Source organism: Scandinavium lactucae (assembly GCF_033843265.1).
Taxonomy (GTDB): domain Bacteria; phylum Pseudomonadota; class Gammaproteobacteria; order Enterobacterales; family Enterobacteriaceae; genus Scandinavium; species Scandinavium lactucae.
Map to the genome: position 1 here is coordinate 250212 of NZ_JAWXRD010000027.1, position 24404 is coordinate 274615.

A 24404-nucleotide genomic window follows, 5' to 3' on the forward strand; every position below is an offset into this window, starting at 1 on the left:
TACCCATTAATCGTGCGCAGCAGAGCAGCGAGGATAGCATTTTTTTAGCTTATCATCCTGACGGCTCTTCACCGCGCGGACGGGTGTACCAGGCAATCCCCCCGAGAATGGCCCCGACCGAACTCAGCACTATAAACCCGAGCAACGCCCCCAGCCATTTCCCCGTTGTCGAACCGAGATCGCTGTCCAACGTCGCGCCAGGGATCGGGTCAATCTGGCTCACAATCCAGAAGTAACGCAGCATTGCCCAAATAAAGTAGCCACAAAAGGCGTAGAACACCCATAACGCCAGCATGCCGCCGGGCCCGCGCGAACGCCTTTCATCCATTAGTAAAACCTCCCCTGCTCGGGCAAAAATGTTTGAATCTTTACTTTCTGCCATAAAAAATGTGAACCAAATCACATTATAGCGCACAAAACGCCGCAGAAAAGCGCCAGGGCATTTCTCGGCTGAATGATTCGCGATTGTTTTGATCTCTGGCAATTTTCACAAAAGGAGAGTGCTCCAGGCGTTTGAATGTAAAATAGCCGATCCGTAAATTTTGGATACTTCCTTATAGGGTCGCCAAAGAGCGTGGGGACAGTTTGCTTTCGTACTTTATTTTATGAGTAGTGTATGCAAATATTCACTGCCTTTTGTTGTTTTTACACTGCACTCACTTTTATTAACGTTAATAACGCCTGTTCAATTCTATGAACAGGCTTTTTTTTGCCCATTACAATAAGTATGATGATTGCGTCGACACCATTCATTTTCGCTATCAATAATGTTTCACGCGAACCGTCTCCTCGCTGTCACAACACAGAAAAAAGACATTATAAATCACTCATATAAATACCAAACCCAGTCTCATCACAATAACATATACCACTCGCCCATAGACACAACTGGAAATATTTTAACTAATTTATTTACATGTTTTCTTTAAATTAAAATGAACTTCATGGCTAATATTTAATTCGCACTTCGGAAAGACGTGCATTTATTCATAGAATTAATCATTTAAGGGAATATATAATGAAAAGAAAAGTATTGGCAATTCTCGTGCCCGCATTATTGGTGGCAGGTGCAGTAAACGCAGCAGAAATTTATAACAAAGACGGCAATAAACTCGATTTATACGGCAAGGTTGATGCGCGACATCAGTTCTCTGAAAATGGCGGCAGCGATGGCGACGCAACTTACGTACAAGTGGGCTTTAAAGGTGAGACCCAGATCAACAATGATCTCACAGGCTTTGGCCAGTGGGAATACAAAATGATGGCGAACAACACCGAAGATAACGGCGGCAACAATGCCTGGACTCGTTTGGCGTATGCCGGTCTGAAGTTCGGCGACTTCGGTGCATTTGATTATGGACGTAACTACGGCGTGGTGTACGACGTAGAAGCCTGGACCGATATGCTGCCAGTGTTCGGTGGAGACTCTTACTCCTGGACCGACAACTATATGGTGGGTCGCGCCAACGGCTTAGCAACCTATCGTAACTCTGATTTCTTCGGATTGGTTGATGGCCTGAGCTTCGCACTGCAATACCAGGGTGCGAACGAAAGCACCAATGCGAACGAAGATCAGGAAGGTACAAACAATGGCCGCGATGTTCGCTTTGAGAATGGCGACGGATTTGGTCTCTCAACCGTCTACGATTTCGGTATGGGCTTTAGCGCAGGTGCAGCATACTCTTCCTCTGATCGTTCTAACGACCAGGAAGGCAGTGGCGCAGGCAATAATCGCTACAGCAAATTTGCCGGTGGCGACGAAGCACAAGCATGGACTGTTGGCGGCAAATATGATGCGAACAGTGTCTATCTGGCGATGATGTATTCCGAAACTCTGAACATGACCCCGTATGGCGACACGGGTATCGCAAACAAAACTCAGAACTTTGAAGCCGTGGCTCAGTATCAGTTCGACTTCGGCCTGCGCCCATCCCTGGCGTGGGTATACTCAAAAGGTGTTGATCTCGGCGGTAACATCAACGGCAATGGCAACATTGACTACGTTGACCAGGACCTGGTTAACTACATCGATATCGGTGCCAACTACTACTTCAACAAAAACTTCTCCACCTATGTTGATTACAAAATCAACCTGCTGGACGGTGACGATGAATTCTACGGTGATAACGGTATTTCTACCGATGACGTTGTCGGCATTGGCATGATTTACCAGTTCTAATCCGCTCACCCCTGTTTAAGCCCGCCGCGAGCGGGCTTTTTTGTGCGCGCTTTTTACGATTGAAAGTACGTATGAAGGAGAGGAATCCGATCACGGGAACGATAAGCGGCTTCTAAACTGATTATTACGAAAGAGGAAAAAGTATCTGTGACGAGGGTCGTTGAAAAGTATTGCTGTAACTGATTGAATAATGGCGGAGAGAGGGGGATTTGAACCCCCGGTAGAGTTGCCCCTACTCTAGTTTTCGAGACTAGTCCGTTCAGCCGCTCCGGCATCTCTCCGCTGAGTGGTTGCCATGATGCCAGGTTCTTTGGCATTTTAACAGACCCTGTCCCTTTAATTGATATCAAGTGACGAGTTTGCGAGCAAAACGATGATTAAATGGCCCTGGAAAGCACATGACGCTCCCCATAGCGCGGATATCCCGTGGGAACAGGCTCTTGCCATTCCTGTCCTGGCGAGTCTGTCACCGGAAGAACAGCTCAAGCTCATACAGCTGGCCGATCGTTTCCTGCAACAAAAACGTCTCGTCCCGCTTCAGGGTCTGGAACTGGCACCGGTGCAGAATGCCCGTATCGCGATGCTGTTTTGCCTGCCGGTACTGTCGCTGGGCTTTGAATGGCTCGATGGCTTCCATGAAGTGTTGATCTACCCTGCCCCGTTTGTCGTCGATGATGAGTGGGAAGATGATATCGGTCTGGTGCATAGCCAGCGCGTGGTACAGTCAGGCCAGAGCTGGCAGCAAGGACCTGTCGTCCTCAACTGGCTCGACATTCAGGATTCCTACGACGCGTCCGGGTTTAACCTGATTGTGCATGAAGTGGCGCATAAACTGGATGTACGCAACGGTGACCGGGCTAACGGCGTGCCGTTGATTCCCCTGCGTGAAGTCGCGAGCTGGGAACATGACCTCCATGCGGCGATGGATAACATTCAGGACGAGATTGATCTGGTCGGTGAAAGTGCCGCCAGTATCGACGCCTATGCCGCCACCGACCCTGCTGAATGTTTCGCCGTGCTCTCAGAATACTTCTTCAGCGCACCGGAGCTGTTTGCCCCCCGCTTCCCGGCGCTATGGCAGCGTTTCTGCCGTTTTTACCAGCAAGATCCGTTATTGCGAATTCGTGAAAATGGCAGCGATGAGAGCAGTAACCTGCGCGTAGTACACTAAAACGACAGATTGCCTTTATTTCATTCAGTTGAATCAGGCAGTTAATTTTAGTGTTGACACAAAAAAGGGCACCCATTACTATGCGCCTCGTTCACACGATTCCTCTGTAGTTCAGTCGGTAGAACGGCGGACTGTTAATCCGTATGTCACTGGTTCGAGTCCAGTCAGAGGAGCCATATTTAAGAAGCCCGCTTAAGGAAACTTAAGCGGGCTTTTTGCGTTTCTAGATTTGATAATCCAACGCCACTTCTTCCGGCTCCATCACCTGACGTTTAATCTCCTCGACCGACAATCCCGCATTACACAGTTCCAGGAAGCGCCAGACGTAGTTGCGCTGTAGCTGGCCGCGTTTCAGACCTAGCCAGACGGTATTGGCATCAAACAGATGGTGAGTATCCAGCCGGGTCAGACGACCGAGTTCCTGATTATCGCCGGATTGCTCTGCCACCAGGCCGATACCCAGCCCCAGTTCGACGTAGGTTTTGATCACGTCCGAATCCTGTGCACTCAGCACGATATCCGGCACCAGACCTTTGCGGTTAAACGCCTCGTCGATGCGTGATCGCCCGGTAATGCCCTGGCGATAGGTAATCAACGGCCAGCGGGCGATAGCGTCCAGCGTCAGCGGCACCGTTTGAGTCAGCGGATGCCCTTCCGGGACCAGCAGGTTGTGATGCCAGCGAAACCACGGAAATGCCGCCAGGGTCGGGTCATTGCTCAGGCGCTCACTGGCGATCCCAATATCCGCCCCGCCGTTATGCAGCAAGGCTTCAATTTCCTGGGGAGTGCCCTGAATCAGTTCCAGCCTGACGTCTTTGAAGAGTTCGCGGAAGGCTTTGATCACCGGCGGCAGGCTGTAACGCGCCTGAGTATGGGTGGTGGCGATGGTCAGCACCCCGGAGGCATCGTTAGTGAATAAATCGGCGAGGCGGCGCACGTTGCTCGCCTCGTTGAGGATACGTTCGGCAATCACCAGCAGCGCTTTGCCCGGCTCGGTCATCCCGAGTAGACGTTTTCCGCGACGAATGAAAATCTCAATCCCGAGCTCTTCTTCCAGTTCGCGAATATGGCGACTCACGCCGGACTGCGAGGTATAAAGCATATTGGCGACTTCGGTCAGGTTGTAATCCTGCCGGGCCGCCTCACGAATAATTTTGAGTTGCTGGAAATTCACCCTTTCCTCCAGGGACCTTCAGACATAACGCTATTGTTAGAGTCTGCGCCCCTGGCGAACAAATAATAAAAACCCGCAACTTATGCTTTTTAGATCTATCGCTTAGCTGACCAACTGTAATTCACGATTTTCAAGCGACGGACGGCTGACCAGCGACATCAAGATTTCTTTCACCGCCTGAGCCTGCGGCGAAAGAGAACCCCGGGCAGACATATTCAGCGAGAGCGGTAAACTCATCGACGGGGTGGTTATCCGCGCCATCCAGCCATTTGCCGCGGCACACAACGAGCGAGCAGCAGATTCCGGCAACACGGTGACGCCCATTCCGCTGGCGATGGCCGCCGTCAGCGTCGAGAGGGATTCAATTTCGCCAATGATTTTGGCCGTCAGACGACGCAGCGAAAAGGCCTCATCAACCCGGGCGCGCACCGCGCTGTAATCACGCGGCAGGAACAGATTCATTTCTGCAACGGCGAGCAGATCCACGCTTTGACCAGGACAATCCCGCGTGCCCACCAGCCATAAATCCTCTTTCAGCAGCTGTTGGCTGGTAATACCCGCCACAGGCGAGCGTTCGTACAGCACCGCCATATCGAGCTGGCCGTTGAGCAATTTGTCGTTCAGCACCGTGCCGCTGTTTTCATGCAGGTAAACCATCACTTCCGGCAGTTCGTTGCGCACCGCCTGTAATAGCGGCATGGTGATAGATGAGGCGGCGGTGCCCGGCGCGAGCCCAATCGACACCTGCCCGCTCAGCGTCTGCCCGATGTTGCAAACTGCCATTTGCGCCTGCTCGCACTGGCGCAGAATGGTTCGCGCATGGGTATACAGAATTTTACCGGCCTCGGTCGGCGTCACGCCCCGTTTGGTGCGGATCAGGAGCTGCTGGTCCATCTCACCTTCCAGCGTAGCCACCTGCTGGCTTAATGCAGGCTGAGCGATATGCAACACCTCAGCCGCCTGGGTCAGGCTACCGATATCGACGATTTTTACGAAGTATTTCAGTCGTCTTAAGTTCATTTTGCCTCCGGTTCGGGATGCCAGTGCCAGCGCTGGCGATTCAGTTGTCGGAGGAGTTGCAATATGCTTGCCAGTTGTTGACCAGCCGGACCAGAAGGTCTGCACAGGCCGTGGAATAAGAGATTCTAATAATTTTAGCGTTTTTAGTAACCGGTCAGTGGATTGCGCTATGCCCCATCAGGAGGACGAGTTGCACCAATCCGGTGCGTGCTGTGCTTATTTTCAGCAATTAACCGCATTTTGCTGAAATTGTCAGCAATCGAACCTCGGATGTGCAGACAGGCTTTGACATGCCGTTCGGGTCTCGTTAGTATTCGCCCCGTTAACCGATTCCTCTGTAGTTCAGTCGGTAGAACGGCGGACTGTTAATCCGTATGTCACTGGTTCGAGTCCAGTCAGAGGAGCCAAATTTAGAAAAGCCTGCTTTCGAGCGGGCTTTTTGCTTTTCTGAATCCCTGCTTTATTCAGCTTTTTCCTCTCGCTTTTGTTTCACATTCCTGTGACATACTATCGGGTAACACCGCAGAGCTGAATGAAGGAGCGAATGATGAATAATAAGGGTGCCGGTCTGACACCGGAACAAGCGCTGAAACAACTCGATGCGCTCTACAATCAATCGGTAACTGCGCTGCGTGAAGCGATAGGCCGCTACATCAACGACAACGTTTTGCCCGATGCCGAACAGCGAGCCAAAGGGTTATTTGTCTATCCGTCGCTGTCGGTTTCCTGGGATGGCGAAGCGCATAACGCCCTGAAAACCCGCGCCTGGGGCCGTTTTACCCATGCCGGTTGCTACACCACCACCATTACCCAGCCAACGCTTTTCAGCCATTACCTGCTGGAACAGTTGACCTCGCTGTATCAGGATTACGGCGCGCACATTACCGTCGAACTGTCGCAGCACGAAATCCCTTATCCTTATGTGATTGACGGCTCCACGCTGACCCTCGATCGCTCAATGAGCGCAGGTCTGACGCGCCATTTCCCGACCACCGATCTGGCACAGATTGGGGATGAAACCGCAGACGGCTTATTCCATCCTACCGAGCTGTATCCCCTGTCGCATTTTGACGCGCGCCGGGTGGACTTCTCTCTCGCCCGCCTGCGCCACTACACCGGCACGCCGGTCGAACATTTCCAGCCGTTCGTACTGTTCACCAACTACACCCGCTATGTCGACGAGTTCGTGCGCTGGGGTTGCAGCCAGATCCTCGATCCCGATAGCCCGTACATCGCCCTCTCCTGCGCCGGTGGGGTGTGGATCACCGCCGATACCGAAGCGCCAGAAACCGCCGTCTCGGACCTGGCGTGGAAAAAGCACCAAATGCCTGCCTGGCATTTAATAACCAAAGACGGCCAGGGTATTACGCTTATCAACATCGGCGTCGGCCCGGCGAATGCTAAAAACATCTGTGACCATCTGGCGGTGCTGCGCCCGGACGTGTGGCTGATGATTGGGCACTGTGGCGGCCTGCGCGAAAGCCAGACCATCGGCGATTACGTGCTGGCGCATGCTTACCTGCGTGACGATCACGTACTGGATGCGGTGCTTCCACCGGATATCCCGATCCCGAGCATCGCCGAAGTGCAGCGCGCGCTGTATGACGCCACCAAGCAGGTGAGCGGCATGCCGGGCGAAGAGGTCAAACACCGTCTGCGCACCGGCACCGTGGTCACCACCGACGACCGTAACTGGGAGCTGCGCTATTCCGCATCTGCGCTGCGCTTTAACCTCAGCCGCGCGGTTGCCATTGATATGGAAAGCGCCACCATTGCCGCTCAGGGTTACCGTTTCCGTGTCCCGTACGGCACGCTGCTGTGCGTCTCCGATAAGCCGCTCCACGGTGAAATCAAGCTGCCTGGACAGGCAAACCGGTTCTATGAAGGGGCGATTTCGGAGCATTTGCAGATTGGTATTCGCGCCATTGACCTGCTGCGTGCCGAAGGCGACAAGCTGCACTCGCGCAAACTACGCACCTTCAACGAACCGCCGTTCCGTTAACGTTCAGGACAAACACAATGCAAATCGCATCCTCTCTTTCCGCCCTGCGCAGCCACCTGCTGGCGCAGGGGCTTGATGGCATGATTGTGCCGCGGGCCGATGCCTGGCAGAGCGAATACGCCGCGCCGCATGACAACAAACTGGCCTGGCTGACAGGTTTTACGGGTACCGCAGGGGTCGCACTGGTGCTTCGGGACAACGCCCTGATTTTCGTCGATGGGCGTTATCAGGTGCAGGTGCGTAACGAAGTGGATTTGCAGGCATGGGAAATCCATCATCTGCACAACGATCCGCTGGAAAGCCACCTCCCCGCCAACAGCCGGATTGGCTTTGATCCGATGCTGATGGTCAACAGCCAGTTCGAATTGCTGAACGCGACCGACTGCGAACTCATCCCGCTGAAAGACGACCCGTTCGTCGCAGTGTGGCACGACAGACCTGCCGCCCCGCAAGGTGCGATCCGCGAAATGCCGTTAGCCATTGCCGGTGAAAGTAGCGCCGATAAACGCGCCCGTATTGCCGCCGGACTGGATGCCCGTGGCGTGGATTATCTGGCGATCACTCAGCCGGATAACATCGCCTGGCTGCTGAATGTACGTGGTTCTGATATCGCCACCAGCCCCGTGCCGCTATCGTTTGCCCTTCTCAGCCGCACAGGTGAGATGCAGTGGTTTGTCGATACGGCAAAAACGGCGAATTTATCACAGGAACTGCTGGGCAGCCTGACGCTGTCGCCGATGGAAGGACTGGTATCCCGCTGTCAGGAGATAGCGAGCGGCAAGCGTATTCAGCTGGATGCCGACAGCGCCCCGGTCGCGCTGCGCTTTGCCGTCGAGCACCACGGTGGAGAAGTGACCTGGGCCGCCGATCCGATTACCCTCATCAAAGCGACCAAGAATCAGGTCGAGTTGGAAGGCTATCGCGACAGCCACAAAAAAGACGGTGCGGCGTGGGTGAATTTCCTGGCCTGGCTGTCGCACGAAGTTCCGGCCCGTCTGGCGGCCGGAAACCCGCTCACGGAGCTGGAAGCGCAGGCCAAACAGCTCGCCTTCCGTGAGCAGCAGGACACCTTTATCGAGCAGAGTTTTGGCACCATTTCCGCCGCGTCAGCCAATGCGGCGATGTGCCACTATCATTCCAGCGAGGCGACCAACGCCGCCATCACCGCCGACAGCTTCTACCTCAATGATTCTGGCGGGCAGTATCACACCGGCACCACCGATGCCACTCGCACCCTGGCATTCGGTTCGTTAGATCCGCAGCGTAAATTGCACTACACCGCAGTGCTAAAAGGCTTTTTATCGCTGATCACGCTACAGTTCCCTTCCGGCAGCTTTGGTCATCAGCTGGATGCGTTCGCCCGCCGTCATTTATGGGAGTTGGGGATTGATTTTGATCACGGCACCGGGCATGGCGTCGGACATCAGTTGCTTATTCACGAAGCGCCGCATCGTATTGCGAAGAAGGTCAACCTGTGGCCGCTGGCGGCGGGCAACATAATGACCATCGAGCCGGGCTATTATCTGGAAGGCGAGTATGGGATCCGGATTGAAAATCAGGTGGAGGTTATTGACGCAGTGCCAGGCTTCTGTCGCTTTGCCTCACTGACCATGATCCCGATTGATTTGAGCCAGGTTGAACTCAATATGCTCACCGACCGCGAAAGACAGTGGCTGGATGATTATCACCAGCAGGTACGCGACACGCTGTCACCGTTGGTCGATAGCGATGCCCGCCCGTGGCTGTTCGCCGCCACCGCCCCGGTTCGGGTGCTGGTGAGTTAAGACCCGTCTACACGCCCGGCGGCGCACGCTTGCCGGGCCTACAAAACCACGCAGCATATTGGTGTTGTAGGCCCGGTAAGCAACGCGCCACCGGGCAACAGGTTCCAGGATTATCCCTTCGGTTCAATCCCGCGAGACTGTAATTCCTTACGCAATATTCTTTTCAGCCAGGTGGCAAGCGTCTTGTTGCCATCAATCCTTGCCTGCTCTTCCAACTGCGCGAAACTATTCTGGAAGACACATCTGATATTAGGGAGAGCGTTTTTCTTCTGGTGTTGACATTGGCATGGACCGGGAATGCAGTGGTTGATGCCGATACTAACATGACAGGATTTGTCGCGTGCATGCATGGCCCTTTTTTGCGGCCTCCGCCGCATCCTCTTGGGTATCCGCTGTCGGCTAGGCATTTTATTCTGGACCTCGATTCATGCTTTAAAAATATCGTCTGGGATGTTCATCGGGTTGTCATCACACTTCCACATAGCTTTACACCTATATAGTATTTAACCTATATTGCAAGGAGCAATGACGTGTGGAACATTGAATCAACCGAGACGTATGAAAGATGGCATCAGAGTTTGAACAGCAGAGGACAGGCTCGTGTTCTGGCTGTACTCAGATTACTTAAAGAAGAAGGTCCCGGGCTGTGCCGACCTTATGCGGACACAGTCCGTAGTTCGCGATTCAGCCATATGAAAGAATTGCGAGTTCAGAGCCATGGTGAACCGATCCGCATCTTCTTCGCATTTTCACCGACCCGTACCGGCATTTTGCTTTGTGCAGGCAATAAAGTCGGTGATGAAAAACACTTTTATGACGCAATGGTTCCGCTCGCGGATCATGAATATACCGAATATCTGAATACTGTATTTGAATCGAGGTGAAAGATGGGCAAAACACTGGAACAGCTGATGGCGGAAACTTCGCCTGAGATCCTTGCAGAGGCTGAGGTTATCTATCAAGAGATCCGGCTGGAGTACAATTTGGCGAAACTGCGTGAAAAGGTGGATAAGACCCAGGTAGAAATGGCTGAAACCTTGGGCATCAAACAACCTACCGTGGCGGGGATGGAAAAGCAGGGACGTGATATTAAACTCTCTTCACTCAAACGTTATGTCGAAGCTGCGGGCTGCAAGCTGAATCTGGATATTGAAATGCCGGACGGGTCGCACATCGGTTTTTCGCTGTAGCCTGACTAAAAAGCAAAAAGCCCGCTTAAGTTTCCTTAAGCGGGCTTCTTAAATATGGCTCCTCTGACTGGACTCGAACCAGTGACATACGGATTAACAGTCCGCCGTTCTACCGACTGAACTACAGAGGAATCGTGTGAACGGGGCGCATATTAGCGATGCGCCCTCGCCTTGTCAAAGGCTGTTTTTCACATTTTAAATCGTTTGCCGATTTCTTCTCCAGGCTGAGTAAAAATTACTCCCAGGCCCGTTCCGCTTTCGCCGCATCGAACTGCGGCGGCGGCTTGCGAAAGCGTCCTGTCAGCCAGGTGAGATACAACACACCGACCGCAGCCCACACCAGACCCAGCGTCAACGAGGTGACTTCCAGATTGACCCACAGCACCGCGACGGTCGCCGCACCAATCAGTGGCAGGATCAGATAATGAACTTTATCCTTCCAGGTTTTGTTGCGCCCCTCGCGACGCCAGAAGTGGTTGAACACCGACAGATTGACGAAGGTAAACGCCACCAGCGCACCAAAGTTAATCAACGCCGTGGCGGTCACCAGGTCAAAGAATATCGCCGACAGCGCAACGATGCCCACCATCAGCACATTCAGCGCCGGGGTACGCCATTTCGGATGCACGTAGCCGAAATATTTCTCCGGGAATACGTTGTCCCGGCCCATCACATACAACAGACGTGAGACGCTGGCATGTGACGCCAGGCCAGACGCCAGGGTGTTCACAAAAGTGGTGCACAGGAAAACCGACTGGAACAGTTTGCCCCCGACGTATAGCGCGATTTCCGGCAGCGCGGCGTCCGGGTTCTTAAAGCGGCTGGTATCCGGGAAGAACAGCTGCATAAAGAATGACGCCGCGATAAAGATGACCCCGCCGTACACCGCCGTCAGGAAAATCGCTTTCGGGATGGTTTTCGCCGCATCCGGGGTTTCTTCCGACAGCGTGGTCACAGCATCAAAGCCGAGAAACGAGAAGCACACTATCGTCGCCCCGGTAATGATCGGTACCAGATGCGCGTTCTGGCTAATAAACGGCTGGAGCGACCAGACTGTGCCAACGCCCTCGCCTTTACGTAAACCTTCCACCACCAGGATGATGAACACCACCATAATGCAAATCTGCACCAGCACGAACAACGTGTTGAAGTTAGCGACCAGATTCACGCTTTTGAGGTTGGCGGCGGTGAGGATCGCCACAAAGCCGACCACCCAAATCCATGGCGCGACGCCAGGAAACAGCGCGGACAGATAGATTTTCGCCAGCAGGACGTTAATCATCGGCAAGAACAGATAATCCAGTAACGATGACCAGCCGACCATAAACCCGACGTGTGGGTTGATCGCTTTTTGCGCGTAGGTGTAGGCGGACCCCGCCTGAGGAAACTGGCGCACCAGTTTGCCGTAGCTAATGGCGGTGAACAGCACGCCTGCCAGCGCCAACAGATAGGACGCAGGAACGTGGCCGCTACTGATACCGGACACAATCCCGAAGGTGTCAAACACCGTCATTGGCGTGAGATAGGCCAGACCCATCATCACCACCTGCCAGAGTTTTAAAGATTTGCGCAGCTGCGGTTTACCCGCCTGCGGCTGGAGTTCGAGAGAGGAGTTAGTCGCCATGACGAAGCCCCCCCATGCGCGTCCAGGTTTGCGATGATGTCGTCGTTAGTGCAAACCTGCGTAGCCTGGGGGTGCGTCGTGGAGTCAAAGGAGTTAACGTCGGGTTATAACTGTTCGCCGGTCCGTCGTAGTCACTGCGGCAACGGCATTCACCTTCGCCGTGCGGGTATTTGAACATCTGCATCATCTCCATCCTCGTCATACAATCTGTCGTTTAACTGAAGACCCGTTGCCGCCAGCGCTCCATTACGCGACTCCGGGAAATGGCAGGTTGCCCTGCAAAACGTCCGGCCTGACTCCGCTCAGACCGTATGATGCTGCTTATTTTTTCTTTACTGCCCGGTGGCGCGATGCTTACCGGGCCCAGGCGATCGTCGTCCGGTCAGGCGTTTTTCAGCATCCACTCAATTTCAGTTTCTGTGATCAGACGCTCAAACTGAATCAACTCGTCGTTCTTACAGGCGTGGAATACATGGCTGAAGCGTTCCCCCATCAATTCACGCAGACTGTCGTTTTGTGCGAACTCCCACAGCGCATCGCTCTGGCGGATAGGGAATGGCAATCCCTCCTGTTCCAGACCGTTGCCTTCCACTTCTTCCTGTAACGGCAGGTCGTTATCCAGGCCGTGCAAAATGCCCGCGAGGATTGACGCCATTACCAGATAAGGGTTGGCATCGGCACCCGCCACGCGGTACTCAACACGGTGATTGTCACGATCGCCGCACGGAATGCGCAGCGCAACGGTACGGTTGTTGTGTCCCCATGACGCCTGGGTCGGCACATACATCCCTGGCTGGAAACGACGGTAGGAGTTAACGTTCGGCGCTAACAGTGCCATAGACGCAGGCATCAGATCTATCATTCCTGCCAGTGAACGCTTAAGGATGCTCGAATCTTCGCCATCCACATCGGCCAGCACGTTCTCGCCTTTGCTATTCAGCATACTGATATGAATGTGCATCCCGCTGCCCGCGTATTCCTCATACGGCTTGGCCATAAAGGTGGCGTGCATTTTGTGTTTCTCCGCCACGGTACGCACCAGTCGTTTTAGCGCCAGCGCATCGTCACAGGCATCCAGCACATTATCGGTATGGTGAAGGTTGATTTCGAACTGGCCCGGCGACGCTTCCGCCACCGCACCATCGGCCGGGATAAGCTGTAAACGCGCCAGATCGTCGATATCGGTCAGGACATCCGCGAAGTGGTTGAGGTTATCAACGGAGTAAACCTGGCTCTGGGTGTTACGGTCATCGGTGCCCGGCGCGCACGGTGGCTGTAGGTAACCTTCATTATCGCGCTGACGGTCAAGTAAATAGAACTCCAGCTCTACCGCTACCACGGGAAACAGGCCGCGCTGGCGCAGCTGCTGCCAGAGTCGATTCAGCACGTTCCGTGGCTCAACGTCAAAGGGAGCGCCATCTTCATCCAGCATGGTCAGCATCATCTGCCCGATAAACTCCGGGTCGGCCGCCGACGGAGTTAAGGTGCCCAGTACCGGAACACAGCTCCGGTCGGGTTCGCCCAGCTCCTGACCCAGTCCGGCTTCTTCCACGACATTACCGAGAATGTCCATCGCAAATACGGACGCCGGGAAATAGCAGCCTTTCTCAATCTTGCGCAGGCTCGACACCGGAATACGTTTGCCGCGGAAGCAACCGTTCAGGTCGGTCAGCAAGACATCAACATATTGGGTATTGGGGTAACGCTCGAGGAAGGTTTTGACTTCGCGTGCGAACGCGCTACTTCGTCTCTCTTCGGAATGCTGAACAAAATTCTCAACTTCTACGATATTGGTTTCCATGATTCACCACCGTTGCTTTGGATGCCGGTCGCTTGCTTTGACCGTTAAATATAATGTCCACTTATCGACAATGGCGCTAACCAAAATGTTTGTCAAATGTTAAATTGAGTTTGCAAAGAGGTTATCGCACTGCTAAATTGAGAAAATATTGAACGGAAATGAGCCATATGGAAGAGTTTGGCAATAATTTAGTCCAGAATGTGAGGTTGATCATGGGCAATATATTTGACAAGCCAGTTATCGGTGTCGTGATGTGCAGGAACAGGCTTAAGGGTCATCAGACCCAAACATTGCAAGAAAAGTACCTGAATGCCGTTTTACATGCCGGCGGTTTGCCGATTGCCTTGCCACATGCGTTGGCAGAGCCGGAACTGCTGAATGCGCTGTTGCCAAGACTGGATGGGATCTTCCTGCCGGGCAGCCCCAGCAATGTGCAGCCGCACCTGTATGGTGAAAACGGCGATGAGCCTGACGCCGATCCCGGGCGTGATGAATTGAGCATGGCGCTGATTACCGCCGGGCTTGAAAGGCGCATCCCCATTTTCGCCATCTGCCGGGGTTTGCAGGAACTTGTTGTCGCCACCGGCGGGACTCTGTATCGTCGCCTGTGCGATCAGCCTCAGTTCCTGGAACATCGTGAAGATCCGGAACTCCCGGTGGAGCAGCAGTACGCGCCATCACATGAAGTCCAGGTTCAACAGGGAGGATTGCTTTCGACATTAATACCGGGTTGCAACACGTTTTGGGTTAACTCATTACACGGACAAGGCGCTAAATCGCTCGGCCCGTTACTGCGCGTGGAAGCCCGCTCGCAGGATGGCCTGGTGGAAGCCGCCAGCGTGCACGATCACCCGTTCGCGCTTGGCGTGCAGTGGCACCCAGAATGGAACAGTAGCGAATACGCCCTGTCGCGTTTGTTGCTTGAAGGTTTTATCACCGCTTGTCAGAACCACCTCGCTGAAAAACAGCGACTCTGACCCCTACAGTTAAGGAAATGCCAATATGAGCGATGACGGCCTGGCGCCGGGTAAACGTTTGTCAGCGATCCGCCAGCAGTTGGGTCTCTCTCAACGTCGTGCCGCCGAACTGTCTGGATTAACGCATAGCGCCATCAGCACCATAGAACAGGACAAAGTCAGTCCTGCCATCAGTACGCTGCAAAAGCTGCTGAAAGTTTATGGGCTGTCGCTCTCCGAGTTCTTTGCGGAACCGGAAAAACCTGATGAGCCGCAGGTGGTTATCAATCAGGACGACCTGATTGAGATCGGCAGTCAGGGTGTTTCAATGAAGTTGGTTCATAACGGAAATCCGAACCGAACACTGGCGATGATCTTCGAGACCTACCAACCCGGCACAACCACCGGGGAGAGGATTAAACATCAGGGTGAGGAAATCGGCACGATACTGGAAGGTGAAGTCATACTGACCATCAACGGCCAGGATTATCACCTCGTTGCAGGGCAAAGTTATGCCATAAACACCGGCATACCACACAGCTTCAGCAACACCTCGGCAGGCATCTGCCGCATCATCAGTGCCCATACCCCCACCACGTTCTGATTATCCAGGGTTAAACCCGGCCTGAGTTTCTCAGGCCATTTTAAAACACCGCCTTTTTTACAGGATTTATTTCCTGGGGCGTTTTGCAGCCCGATTTTGCCGTTAGCAGCAGAGAGAGACCGTTTAACGAATTGAATTTAAAGGAGTCAGCATGGACTTTCAGCATCTGAATTACTGGCAGGAAAAAGCGAAAAATGTCTCGCCTGAAACCCGGTTATTTATTAACGGCGAATATTGCCAGGCGCAGGATAACAGCACCTTTGAAATTGTTGACCCGGCCGGACAGCGCCCGCTGGCGCAGGTGGCTCGCGGTAAAAAAGCCGATGTGGACCTCGCCGTACGCGGTGCTCGCCAAGTATTCGAACGCGGTGACTGGTCACAAGCATCGCCTGCGAAACGCAAAGCGGTGTTGACCAAGCTGGCGGATTTAATGGAACAGCATCACGAGGAGCTGGCGCTGCTGGAGACACTCGATACCGGCAAACCTATCCGCCATAGCCTGCGTGATGATATTCCCGGCGCGGCCCGCGCTATTCGCTGGTATGCCGAAGCGATTGATAAGGTGTATGGCGAAGTCGCCACCACCGGCGTTAACGACCTGGCGCTGATTGTCCGGGAACCGATTGGCGTGGTAGCCGCCGTGGTGCCGTGGAACTTCCCGCTGCTGCTGGCGTGCTGGAAGCTCGGCCCGGCCCTCGCTGCGGGCAATAGCGTTGTCCTCAAGCCCTCCGAAAAATCCCCGTTAACCGCCCTCCGTCTGGCCCAGCTTGCGAAAGATGCCGGGCTTCCGGACGGCGTGTTTAACGTCATCAGCGGTTTTGGACATGAAGCGGGTCAGGCGCTGTCGCAGCATCCTGACGTGGACGTGATTACCTTCACCGGTTCAACCCGCACCGGCAAACAGCTGCTGAAAGACGCGGGCGACAGCAACATGAAACGCGTGTGGCTGGAAGCCGGCGGTAAGAGCGCCAACATCGTGTTCGCCGACTGTGCCAGTCTCGAGAAAGCCGCTGCCACCACCGCCGCCGGTATTTTCTACAACCAGGGCCAAGTGTGTATCGCCGGAACCCGTCTGCTGCTGGAAGAGAGCATCGCAGACACCTTTATTGAACTGCTGAAAGAACAGGCCAAAAACTGGCTGCCGGGCAACCCGCTCGATCCGAAAACCACGATGGGCACGCTAATTGATAACGCCCATGCGGACACGGTGCACAGTTTTATTCGCGATGGTGAAACCCAGGGCACGCTGGCACTGGATGGCCGCGATGGCAACCATCCGGCAGCCATCGGCCCGACCATTTTTGTCGATACCGACCCAAATGCCCGCGTGGGCCGGGATGAAATCTTCGGCCCGGTGCTGGTCGTCACCCGCTTTAAAAACGAAGCGCAGGCGCTGGAGCTGGCCAACGATAGCGAGTATGGCCTCGGGGCCGCCGTGTGGACTAACGATCTGTCACGTGCGCACCGGATGAGCCGCCGCCTGAAAGCCGGGTCCGTGTTCGTTAACAACTATAACGATGGCGACATGACCGTGCCGTTTGGCGGGTATAAACAGAGCGGCAATGGACGCGATAAGTCCCTGCACGCCCTGGAAAAATTTAGTGAACTGAAAACTATCTGGATTGCCCTGGAGCCTTAATCATGACTGAACATACCACCAGCTATTACGCCGCAAGTGCCAATCAGTATGAACCGTTTCCGACGCTGACCGAATCCGTCACCTGTGACGTGTGTATCGTTGGCGGCGGCTACACCGGGCTTTCTTCGGCGCTGCATCTTTCGGAAATGGGTTATGACGTGGTGCTGCTCGAGTCCGCCCGAATTGGTTTTGGGGCCAGTGGCCGTAACGGCGGTCAGTTGGTGAACTCCTACAGCCGCGACATCGACGTGATTGAACGCACCTACGGCCCGGACGCAGCCAAAATGCTCGGCAGCATGATGTTTGAAGGCGGGAATATTATTCGCGAGCGCATCAAGCGTTATCAGATTGACTGCGATTATCGTCCGGGCGGCCTGTTCGTGGCGATGAACCACAAACAGCTGGAAACGCTGGAAGAGCAGAAATCCAACTGGGAACGCTACGGCAATACCCAGCTTGAACTGCTTGATGCCAGCGAACTGAAGCGCGAAGTGAACAGCGATCGCTACGTCGGTGCCCTGCTCGATCACAGCGGCGGCCACATTCATCCGCTGAATCTGGCGATCGGTGAGGCCAATGCGATTCGCCTGAACGGCGGACGCGTGTATGAGCAGTCGCCGGTGACCAAGATTCAGCATTCCAGCCCGGCGGTGGTCAGCACCGCGAAAGGCCAGGTTACGGCGCGGTATGTGATTGTGGCGGGTAACGCCTATCTCGGCGATAAGCTGGAGCCAGAACTGGCGAAACGCAGCATGCCATGCGGGACGCAGGTGTTAACCACTGAACCGTTGGGCGAAGATGTCGCCCGCTCGCTGATCCCGAAAAATTACTGCGTGGAAGATTGTAACTATCTGCTGGATTATTACCGTCTGACCGGCGATAACCGCCTGCTGTACGGCGGCGGTGTGGTGTACGGTGCGCGCGACCCGGCGGACATTGAGCGTCTGGTGATGCCTAACCTGCTGAAAACCTTCCCGCAGTTGAACGGCGTGAAGATTGATTACAGCTGGACCGGCAACTTCCTGCTGACGCTGTCCCGTATGCCGCAGTTTGGCCGTCTGGATAACAACATTTACTACATGCAGGGCTATAGCGGCCACGGTGTGACCTGTACCCATTTAGCGGGTCGTCTGATTTCCGAACTGCTGCGCGGGGATGCCGAACGCTTCGATGCCTTTGCCAATCTGCCGCACTACCCGTTCCCGGGTGGCCGCACGCTGCGCATTCCGTTTACCGCCATGGGGGCGGCGTATTACAGTCTTCGCGATCGCCTTGGGGTATGATTTCCCGGTGGCGCGATGCTTACCGGGACTGCCGATCGCGTAGACCCGGTAAGCTTGCGCCGCCGGGCGTTTTGGCCATTTACCCGACGCACAGCGGTGATCCCCTGTGCGTTTTTTTAGGTGCTTTTCACGCGCGGGTATTTCCACAGCCAGCGGCCGCTGACCATCCGCCAATAGAAAGCGACGCCGCGCACTGCCCAGTCGAGGAACATCCCCAACCACACGCCGACCACGCCCCAGCCCAGCACAATCCCAAGGATGTAACCGGCAACGACGCGGGCCCCCCACATGCTGAACATGGATACCCACATCGCAAATCGGGCGTCACGTGCGCCTTTCAGCCCCGCCGGTAAGACCCACGATGCAGCCCAAATAGGCATAAACGCGGCGTTAAGCCACAGCAGGTGTTTCACCACCTCTTTTACCTCTGCCTCGTGGGTATAGAAGGAGGCGAACAGCCCGGCTAACGGCGCGGTGCCCCAGGCAATGGCGGTGAGCACAATCGTCGAAAGCCAGAACACGTGCCGCAGTTGTTTTTCAGCCTGCCCAATCTGACCTTTGCCCAAACGCTTACCGGTAATAATGGTCGAGGCCGATCCCAGGGCGTTGCCCGGCAGGTTAATCAGTGAGGCCACCGAGAAGGCAATAAAGTTACCGGCAATCACATCGGTGCCCATTCCGGCGACGAACATTTGGGTCAGCAGTTTCCCACTGTTAAACAGCACCGATTCGATACTGGCTGGAATGCCGATGCCCATCACTTCCCAGATAATGGCGAAGTTAAGCGGCTTGATATAACTCTTGAGCGGAATACGCAGCGCCGGATTAAAGCCGACTGCCAGCACCGCAACAATCGCCACCGCGCCAATATAACGCGAAATCGTCAGGCCCAGCCCCGCGCCGACAAAGCCCATGCCCTGCCAGGAAAAAGCCCCGTAAATCAGGATACTACTGATAATAATGTTAAGGATGTTCATCCCGCCATTAATCAGCAACGGTATTTTGGTGTTCCCCGCCCCGCGCAGTGCCCCGCTGCCAATCAGCGCAATCGCTGCTGCCGGATAGCTCAGCACGGTCAGCTCAAGATAGGTCAGCGCCAGTTCTTTAACATGCGGTGAGGCGGCCCCGGCCACCACTTCAATAATCTCCCGGCCAAACAGATGAATGACCACCGCGAGAATAATCGAGAACAAGGTCATGATAACCAAAGACTGACGGGCGGCCGCCCGCGCCTGTTTTCGGTTGCGTTTACCGAGACTGAAGGCCACCACTACGGTCGTCCCGAGATCGATAGCGGCAAAAAACGCCATGATAACCATGTTAAAGCTGTCCGCCAGCCCTACCCCGGCCATTGCATCCGCCCCGAGCCAGCTCACCAAAAAGGTGCTGAGCACGCCCATCAACAGAACGCAGGTGTTTTCCAGAAAAATAGGCACGGCAAGCGGGGTGATTTCACGCCAGAACAGTACACGGTAGGTTTTGCGGTTTTTATACCAGGTTGTGCGCGTGACGGCCTGGCTTACTGCGGCAGAGACGTTCAAAGGGTGCCTTAGAGAGAAAGTTGAAACCTCGTTTTAAATGATGAGGGAGAAATGCCAAACCTGCAACGTTGATTTGCGTTTAAATTGTGGGTAAATACAACAAATTGTTGACATAACCGACAGTCGCAACGAAAGGTTCCAATAGAGGTTTGACAAAAGTTTTTTCGCCGCTAAGATAAGCCTCCAACCGATTCCTCTGTAGTTCAGTCGGTAGAACGGCGGACTGTTAATCCGTATGTCACTGGTTCGAGTCCAGTCAGAGGAGCCATATTTAAGGGAAGCAGACGTTCACTGACGTCTGCTTTCTGCATTTCTATCAATTTGTTACCCCCTTCTTCAGGTTCACCCTCGTTCACTAAAAACCACTCGAAGCCATACCCATTTGCTGGTAAAAATGTTGGCAATGGTAGTGATCTTACCCACGTAAGGTGGACACGGCCCTAAGCGAAGTTCTGGTTTTCAAACTGTTCCGGGCTGAGGCCGCCACAGGCACTGTGACGACGCCACCGATTGTAATCACACTCGATATAATTAAACACCGTCGTCCGCATTATTTCCCGGCTGATAAAGCGTTCCCCGTGGATACATTCCACTTTCTGCGAATGGAGAAGCTTTCCGCGCAGGCATTGTCGTAACAACATCCTTTGGCACTCATGCTACCGTGCAGATTATGCCGCTTCAGCAGTACCTGATAGTCCCCCGAACAGTATTGCCCGCCGCGATCGGTGTGGACAATGACATTTCCCGGTCGCTTACGTCGCCAGAGTGCCATCTGCAGCGCATTGCAGGCCAGCAGCGCATCGCAGGCCAGCTGCGCTGTCATCCGCGGCGACATTGAGCAGCCGATGACAGCCCGCGACCACAGGTCAATCACCACCGCGAGGTACAGCCAGCCCTCGTCGGTGCGAAGATACGTGATGTCTCCTGCCCACTTCTGATTCGGGCCACTCGCGTAAAAATCCTGTTTCAGCAGATTTTCAGACACCAGCAGGCCATGTTCTCTGTAGCTGACCGGGCTGAACTTCCGGGCAGCCTTTGCACAAAGTCCCTGACGTCGCAGGCTGGCGGCAATGGTTTTGACGTTGTACTCACGCAGTTCGCCAGCGAGACGAGGCGCACCATAACGCTGTTTTGCCTCAGTGAATGCCTTACGGACAGCAGTATCACAGACGAGCCGGAACTGCTGACGTGGTGTTATCTGCTGACGACGCAGACGCCAGGCATACCAGCCGCTGCGGGCGACCTGCAGTACCCGGCACAGGTTTTTGACGCTGAACTCAGCCCGATGATTTTCGATAAAGACATACTTCATTTCAGACGTCTGGCGAAGGATGTCGCGGCCTTTTGGAGAATGGCCAGTTCCTCTGCCTGTTCCGCCAGTTGGCGTTTAAGACGGGCAATTTCAACGGACATTTCCTGCTCACGTTCGGAAGAGCTGCGGGCATTGTTAATCTTGCTGCGCCATGCGTAGAGCTGGGATTCGTACAGACTGAGTTCCCGGGCAGCGGCAGCAACACCGATACGTTCCGCAAGCTTCAGGGCTTCGTTGCGGAATTCAGGTGTGTGCTGTTTGCGGGGCTTCTTATTGGTTGATGCTGGTTTTGTCATGAGTCACCTCTGGTTGAGAGTTTACTCACTTAGTCGTGTGCCCACTATTCGCGGGTAGGATCAGATGGCCTAAGCAACGGATCAATGCCCCAATATTTATTGTCATTTATATAATCCCATTGATGAGAAGGGATAAAAGTTGAAGCAGCACCCAAGGTATTTCGTGCTGCTTCAGAGATATTTGTAATGTATTAGACACTGCCGCCTGAAATCTGTAGAGAGTGATCAGAGGAATAGAATTTTTTACATAGCAAGCGCTCTAATTTAATCGCTTGGTTTTCATTAATATTATAAACACCAATTCCTAATGAAAATTCCTTTTTATCCTCTTCACTCCACCCCATAATTTCAGCTACATCTGACAGTTTATTCTCTGGGATTTCAATTTCAAGAAGCAACGCCTCATCCACTTTACTATATACATCAATAGTATACGATATCGTCATTTTTCCACCTTTCTTGTTGGGTCTGCGGGTTTTGTTTGCTCACCAGTGATATGATTAAATTCACCTAAATGATTGCGACCTGAACGATCATAAACTTCTACCGTGCCATGTTGAGAATCCCACTCATAGATTTTTCCTTTTGAATCTTTCCAACGATTACGTAGTTTCCCACCTCCCTTAACAGGTGTTTTAGCTTGCGCTTTTTTGGCATCAGGATACGCAGGTAGTGGAGGATTTTCTTTCGGCGGAGTGTAGTATTTATGATCCGCGTTTATATAAATATAAATCGGCGGAATAGCCGATATAGGCAGAACAAGAATGTAATCCGCAAAATTCTTTTCCTCCGGCGCAGGGCTGGTTGTAGTATCAATACTGGTATTTTCCGGCAGCGGATCAACAATAACAGGGTTAGGTATTCTTACCGGGTTCTGGTTGCCTGTATTTGAAGGAACATTGACACCTGAACTGTCTGGCGTCCAGATGATGGTAATACGCGGATCTTCCTCTGTAGTGAACGTATACGCCTTACGGCTGCTGTCCCACTCCATTTTGCGCACACGCACCATATCTTTACCCGGTGGCGTATGCCAGCCATGAGGAACCGGATTACCTTTATCGTCTTGTTCCCATGTATAACGCACGCGGCTTGGCGCTTCACGCATTTGCTCCAGCCTCATGCGGTCAATAAAATCCTGTTCACCGTCATTGAGTCTTCCGGGCATCATTCCCATCACGACTGCGGCGATGGGAGCACCGGGACCGCTGGCGGCTATTCTTCCGAGTCCGGTTGCCATTTCCCCAAGTTTTACCGCCCATGTTCCTGACGTGATGGCACTTCCACCTACCAACCCAAGAACGCTGGCACCTTCAACAGCCATCTGAGCATTAGCAGCACTTGTAGCTGCTGCTGTTGCCAGCTGGTATTCAATTTCCTCATGATTACCGTTCAGCCATTTATACAGGGCGCTTCGCTTCTTCGGCTTTGGAATATCTTCAACAGGTTTCTTTTTCTTGGCGGTCTGAGCATGTTGAGGAACATCAGTATCTGATGCTGGATCGGCAGAAGAAACAGACTGATAAAATGCCATTGAAGCAAAATTGGTATGAGGCTCCTGATCTTCTCCGGCATCATTACAGCCCTCACCACGAAGGCAGGATTTGGCGAATACCCGATTGCGGTCACGCTCTTCAGCCAGTTGTTTAGTTCTTTCTTCTTCTGCGGCCTTACGTTCAGCAACCAGTGCTGCAAGGGCTGCAATGGAAGGATCCGGGCCTCTTCCAACCCATTGTCCTGCTGGTGCGATAATCCAGTTAGACCCGGAAGGACAGGCACAGCGCACGATTGAACCATCAACCGCCGCTATTTTTCCATTATTGGTATCTCGGGGTTCACCGGATACGATAACCCCTACCTCACCACATTTAGGGCATGGGGTTGTTTTATCCCCAACGCGAACAACCCTGCGCCCATGTTCAGTATCATTGGACATTGAGGCAATGCATTCAGCACCCGTGGTTGTTTTATCACCCTCAAGTGCGGTTCCTCTTCCATAACAGTCAGATCGATTTCCCATTACGCCACCTCTACAGATAACAGGAAATCCTCCGGCATCTCTTCTCCTATACGACCTACAATCATCTGTCCATCGCACGGTGTGCTGATAATCTCATCTCCGTTATCCAGATGGCTGTTGACCAGTGCTACACCACGACCATTCACTTCACTCATTCTACCCGCACCAGTGACAATTTTCGCCGTTCTCCCATCAGGGTAAACAACATCATCACCAACCAGCGCAACATTAACCTTACTACCATCTGAAAGTTCGATTTCGTTTCCGTTGTATGCTGCACGAACTGTTCCGCCCTCTCTGGTAAGGCTGCCATCCACTGCAATACGGTATATGGCATTAACAGGATGCTGGCGGCAATATTCCTGCTGGTCAGAGATGAGCGCCCGCGTTTCATCATTCATTCCGGCCAGTTGTTCCGCCGTAAACGGTGATTGATCCATTGTTGCCAGCACTTCCTGGGTCAGTTCATTGTTGTATTGACGATCCATTTCCTTTTCCTTGTCATTTTTGTGGTTAAGCTGATGCAATACTAACCGATCCTTAATTTGACTTAAAAGCATTATCTATCATAATGCTAAGACATGGTTTCGAAGCAATAACAGACGAATTCTGATCCCAACTGATAGCTACAGGATGTGTTTTCCAGCCTTACAGAGATCCCAGTATTCTGTTCAGCAACAGAATAGTTTTTAATCTATCGCTATATTCAAAGCCGGATAAATTATCCTGTGTATTTTATCTGAAATCTTTTAAATAGCATTTTTAACCAATATATCATTTCAGGTCTTTGAACTGAGAACAATCGTCC

20 protein-coding genes, 5 tRNA genes and 1 pseudogene are annotated in these 24404 nt (G+C 53.4%); 13 read left to right on the top strand and 13 right to left on the bottom strand.

Annotation, left to right across the window (positions count from 1 at the left end; genetic code table 11):
* Positions 1–52: 52 nt before the first annotated feature.
* A complete protein-coding gene (gene drpB / locus SIK69_RS09250) occupies positions 53–328 on the bottom strand; it encodes a cell division protein DrpB (RefSeq protein WP_319627745.1) in 276 nt (91 codons plus the stop codon).
* Positions 329–1018: 690 nt separating this feature from the next.
* Here drpB and ompC point away from each other — a divergent pair.
* The gene (gene ompC / locus SIK69_RS09255) at positions 1019–2179 is read left to right on the top strand and encodes a porin OmpC (protein WP_319785951.1); all 1161 of its coding nucleotides are present in this window, start codon (positions 1019–1021) and stop codon (positions 2177–2179) included.
* Positions 2180–2370: 191 nt separating this feature from the next.
* Here the strand turns inward: ompC and SIK69_RS09260 are convergent.
* Positions 2371–2460 (bottom strand) — tRNA-Ser (locus tag SIK69_RS09260).
* 92 nt (positions 2461–2552) lie between these two features.
* On the opposite strand from SIK69_RS09260, the gene mtfA reads away from it, so the two are divergent.
* Together mtfA and SIK69_RS09270 are read left to right on the top strand one after the other, a co-directional pair.
* Complete coding sequence (mtfA, locus tag SIK69_RS09265; protein ID WP_319785952.1) at positions 2553–3350, top strand: DgsA anti-repressor MtfA; 798 nt, start codon at positions 2553–2555, stop codon at positions 3348–3350.
* 100 nt (positions 3351–3450) lie between these two features.
* Positions 3451–3526 (top strand) — tRNA-Asn (locus SIK69_RS09270).
* 47 nt (positions 3527–3573) lie between these two features.
* On the opposite strand, the gene cbl is transcribed toward SIK69_RS09270, so the two are convergent.
* Positions 3574–4524: an HTH-type transcriptional regulator Cbl gene (gene cbl / locus SIK69_RS09275; protein ID WP_319627742.1), complete on the bottom strand. Its 951-nt coding sequence runs from the start codon at positions 4522–4524 to the stop codon at positions 3574–3576.
* A 102-nt stretch (positions 4525–4626) separates the two neighbouring features.
* Positions 4627–5544, bottom strand: a complete 918-nt coding sequence (nac, locus tag SIK69_RS09280) for a nitrogen assimilation transcriptional regulator NAC (RefSeq protein WP_319627741.1) — start codon at positions 5542–5544, stop codon at positions 4627–4629.
* Positions 5545–5875: 331 nt separating this feature from the next.
* Here nac and SIK69_RS09285 point away from each other — a divergent pair.
* The 5 genes from SIK69_RS09285 to SIK69_RS09305 all read left to right on the top strand — a co-directional run bounded on the left by SIK69_RS09285 (position 5876) and on the right by SIK69_RS09305 (position 10520).
* Positions 5876–5951, top strand: a tRNA-Asn gene (locus SIK69_RS09285).
* Between the two features lie 140 nt (positions 5952–6091).
* The gene (locus SIK69_RS09290; RefSeq protein ID WP_319785976.1) at positions 6092–7546 is read left to right on the top strand and encodes an AMP nucleosidase; all 1455 of its coding nucleotides are present in this window, start codon (positions 6092–6094) and stop codon (positions 7544–7546) included.
* A 17-nt stretch (positions 7547–7563) separates the two neighbouring features.
* Positions 7564–9330 (top strand): aminopeptidase P family protein, encoded by a 1767-nt coding sequence (locus tag SIK69_RS09295; protein WP_319785953.1) that lies wholly within the window; start codon positions 7564–7566, stop codon positions 9328–9330.
* Positions 9331–9860: 530 nt separating this feature from the next.
* The gene (locus tag SIK69_RS09300) at positions 9861–10214 is read left to right on the top strand and encodes a type II toxin-antitoxin system RelE/ParE family toxin (RefSeq protein WP_319627739.1); all 354 of its coding nucleotides are present in this window, start codon (positions 9861–9863) and stop codon (positions 10212–10214) included.
* A gap of 3 nt (positions 10215–10217) precedes the next feature.
* Complete coding sequence (locus tag SIK69_RS09305; protein ID WP_319627738.1) at positions 10218–10520, top strand: helix-turn-helix domain-containing protein; 303 nt, start codon at positions 10218–10220, stop codon at positions 10518–10520.
* A 55-nt stretch (positions 10521–10575) separates the two neighbouring features.
* Here SIK69_RS09305 and SIK69_RS09310 read toward each other — a convergent pair.
* From SIK69_RS09310 to SIK69_RS09320, 3 genes are all read right to left on the bottom strand, one after another.
* Positions 10576–10651, bottom strand: a tRNA-Asn gene (locus SIK69_RS09310).
* Between the two features lie 104 nt (positions 10652–10755).
* The gene (locus SIK69_RS09315; protein ID WP_319785954.1) at positions 10756–12144 is read right to left on the bottom strand and encodes an APC family permease; all 1389 of its coding nucleotides are present in this window, start codon (positions 12142–12144) and stop codon (positions 10756–10758) included.
* Between the two features lie 382 nt (positions 12145–12526).
* On the bottom strand, positions 12527–13945 hold the full coding sequence (locus tag SIK69_RS09320; RefSeq protein WP_319627736.1) for a glutamine synthetase family protein: 1419 nt from the start codon (positions 13943–13945) through the stop codon (positions 12527–12529).
* A 212-nt stretch (positions 13946–14157) separates the two neighbouring features.
* Here SIK69_RS09320 and puuD point away from each other — a divergent pair, with 212 nt between their 5' ends.
* The 4 genes from puuD (at position 14158) to SIK69_RS09340 (ending at position 18427) form a co-directional block, all read left to right on the top strand.
* A complete protein-coding gene (puuD, locus tag SIK69_RS09325) occupies positions 14158–14922 on the top strand; it encodes a gamma-glutamyl-gamma-aminobutyrate hydrolase (protein WP_319627935.1) in 765 nt (254 codons plus the stop codon).
* 25 nt (positions 14923–14947) lie between these two features.
* A complete protein-coding gene (puuR, locus tag SIK69_RS09330) occupies positions 14948–15505 on the top strand; it encodes an HTH-type transcriptional regulator PuuR (protein ID WP_319627735.1) in 558 nt (185 codons plus the stop codon).
* A 151-nt stretch (positions 15506–15656) separates the two neighbouring features.
* The gene (gene puuC / locus SIK69_RS09335; RefSeq protein WP_319785955.1) at positions 15657–17144 is read left to right on the top strand and encodes an aldehyde dehydrogenase PuuC; all 1488 of its coding nucleotides are present in this window, start codon (positions 15657–15659) and stop codon (positions 17142–17144) included.
* Positions 17145–17146: 2 nt separating this feature from the next.
* Positions 17147–18427 (top strand): NAD(P)/FAD-dependent oxidoreductase, encoded by a 1281-nt coding sequence (locus tag SIK69_RS09340; protein ID WP_319785956.1) that lies wholly within the window; start codon positions 17147–17149, stop codon positions 18425–18427.
* Positions 18428–18543: 116 nt separating this feature from the next.
* Here SIK69_RS09340 and SIK69_RS09345 read toward each other — a convergent pair whose 3' ends face one another.
* Positions 18544–19968: an EmmdR/YeeO family multidrug/toxin efflux MATE transporter gene (locus SIK69_RS09345; protein ID WP_319627732.1), complete on the bottom strand. Its 1425-nt coding sequence runs from the start codon at positions 19966–19968 to the stop codon at positions 18544–18546.
* A 79-nt stretch (positions 19969–20047) separates the two neighbouring features.
* Positions 20048–20155, bottom strand: coding sequence for a DUF5951 family protein (locus SIK69_RS22935; protein ID WP_374941318.1), 108 nt, complete (start codon positions 20153–20155; stop codon positions 20048–20050).
* A gap of 5 nt (positions 20156–20160) precedes the next feature.
* On the opposite strand from SIK69_RS22935, the gene SIK69_RS09350 reads away from it, so the two are divergent.
* A tRNA-Asn gene (locus SIK69_RS09350) sits at positions 20161–20236 on the top strand.
* Between the two features lie 172 nt (positions 20237–20408).
* Here the strand turns inward: SIK69_RS09350 and SIK69_RS09355 are convergent.
* The 4 genes and pseudogenes from SIK69_RS09355 to SIK69_RS09370 form a co-directional block, all read right to left on the bottom strand.
* A pseudogene (locus tag SIK69_RS09355) lies at positions 20409–21576 on the bottom strand (IS3 family transposase).
* Positions 21577–21767: 191 nt separating this feature from the next.
* Positions 21768–22022 (bottom strand): DUF7683 domain-containing protein, encoded by a 255-nt coding sequence (locus SIK69_RS09360; protein ID WP_319627731.1) that lies wholly within the window; start codon positions 22020–22022, stop codon positions 21768–21770.
* A complete protein-coding gene (locus tag SIK69_RS09365; RefSeq protein WP_319627730.1) occupies positions 22019–23596 on the bottom strand; it encodes an S-type pyocin domain-containing protein in 1578 nt (525 codons plus the stop codon). The genes SIK69_RS09360 and SIK69_RS09365 overlap by 4 nt, the downstream gene beginning before the upstream one ends.
* Positions 23596–24084 carry a PAAR domain-containing protein gene (locus tag SIK69_RS09370; protein ID WP_319627729.1) on the bottom strand — a complete coding sequence of 163 codons (489 nt, stop codon included), beginning with the start codon at positions 24082–24084 and terminating at the stop codon, positions 23596–23598. Before SIK69_RS09370 ends, SIK69_RS09365 begins: the two co-directional genes overlap by 1 nt.
* Positions 24085–24404: the final 320 nt, after the last annotated feature.

Coding starts and splice junctions, on each gene's coding strand:
- SIK69_RS09290 (WP_319785976.1), top strand. CDS start 6,092: ATGAATAATAAGGGTGCCGGTCTGACACCGGAACAAGCGCTGAAACAA.
- SIK69_RS09320 (WP_319627736.1), bottom strand. CDS start 13,945: ATGGAAACCAATATCGTAGAAGTTGAGAATTTTGTTCAGCATTCCGAA.
- SIK69_RS09360 (WP_319627731.1), bottom strand. CDS start 22,022: ATGACGATATCGTATACTATTGATGTATATAGTAAAGTGGATGAGGCG.
- SIK69_RS09315 (WP_319785954.1), bottom strand. CDS start 12,144: ATGGCGACTAACTCCTCTCTCGAACTCCAGCCGCAGGCGGGTAAACCG.
- puuR (WP_319627735.1), top strand. CDS start 14,948: ATGAGCGATGACGGCCTGGCGCCGGGTAAACGTTTGTCAGCGATCCGC.
- SIK69_RS09305 (WP_319627738.1), top strand. CDS start 10,218: ATGGGCAAAACACTGGAACAGCTGATGGCGGAAACTTCGCCTGAGATC.
- nac (WP_319627741.1), bottom strand. CDS start 5,544: ATGAACTTAAGACGACTGAAATACTTCGTAAAAATCGTCGATATCGGT.
- drpB (WP_319627745.1), bottom strand. CDS start 328: ATGGATGAAAGGCGTTCGCGCGGGCCCGGCGGCATGCTGGCGTTATGG.
- puuD (WP_319627935.1), top strand. CDS start 14,158: ATGGGCAATATATTTGACAAGCCAGTTATCGGTGTCGTGATGTGCAGG.
- SIK69_RS09295 (WP_319785953.1), top strand. CDS start 7,564: ATGCAAATCGCATCCTCTCTTTCCGCCCTGCGCAGCCACCTGCTGGCG.
- mtfA (WP_319785952.1), top strand. CDS start 2,553: ATGATTAAATGGCCCTGGAAAGCACATGACGCTCCCCATAGCGCGGAT.
- SIK69_RS09370 (WP_319627729.1), bottom strand. CDS start 24,084: ATGGATCGTCAATACAACAATGAACTGACCCAGGAAGTGCTGGCAACA.
- ompC (WP_319785951.1), top strand. CDS start 1,019: ATGAAAAGAAAAGTATTGGCAATTCTCGTGCCCGCATTATTGGTGGCA.
- puuC (WP_319785955.1), top strand. CDS start 15,657: ATGGACTTTCAGCATCTGAATTACTGGCAGGAAAAAGCGAAAAATGTC.
- SIK69_RS09365 (WP_319627730.1), bottom strand. CDS start 23,596: ATGGGAAATCGATCTGACTGTTATGGAAGAGGAACCGCACTTGAGGGT.
- SIK69_RS09340 (WP_319785956.1), top strand. CDS start 17,147: ATGACTGAACATACCACCAGCTATTACGCCGCAAGTGCCAATCAGTAT.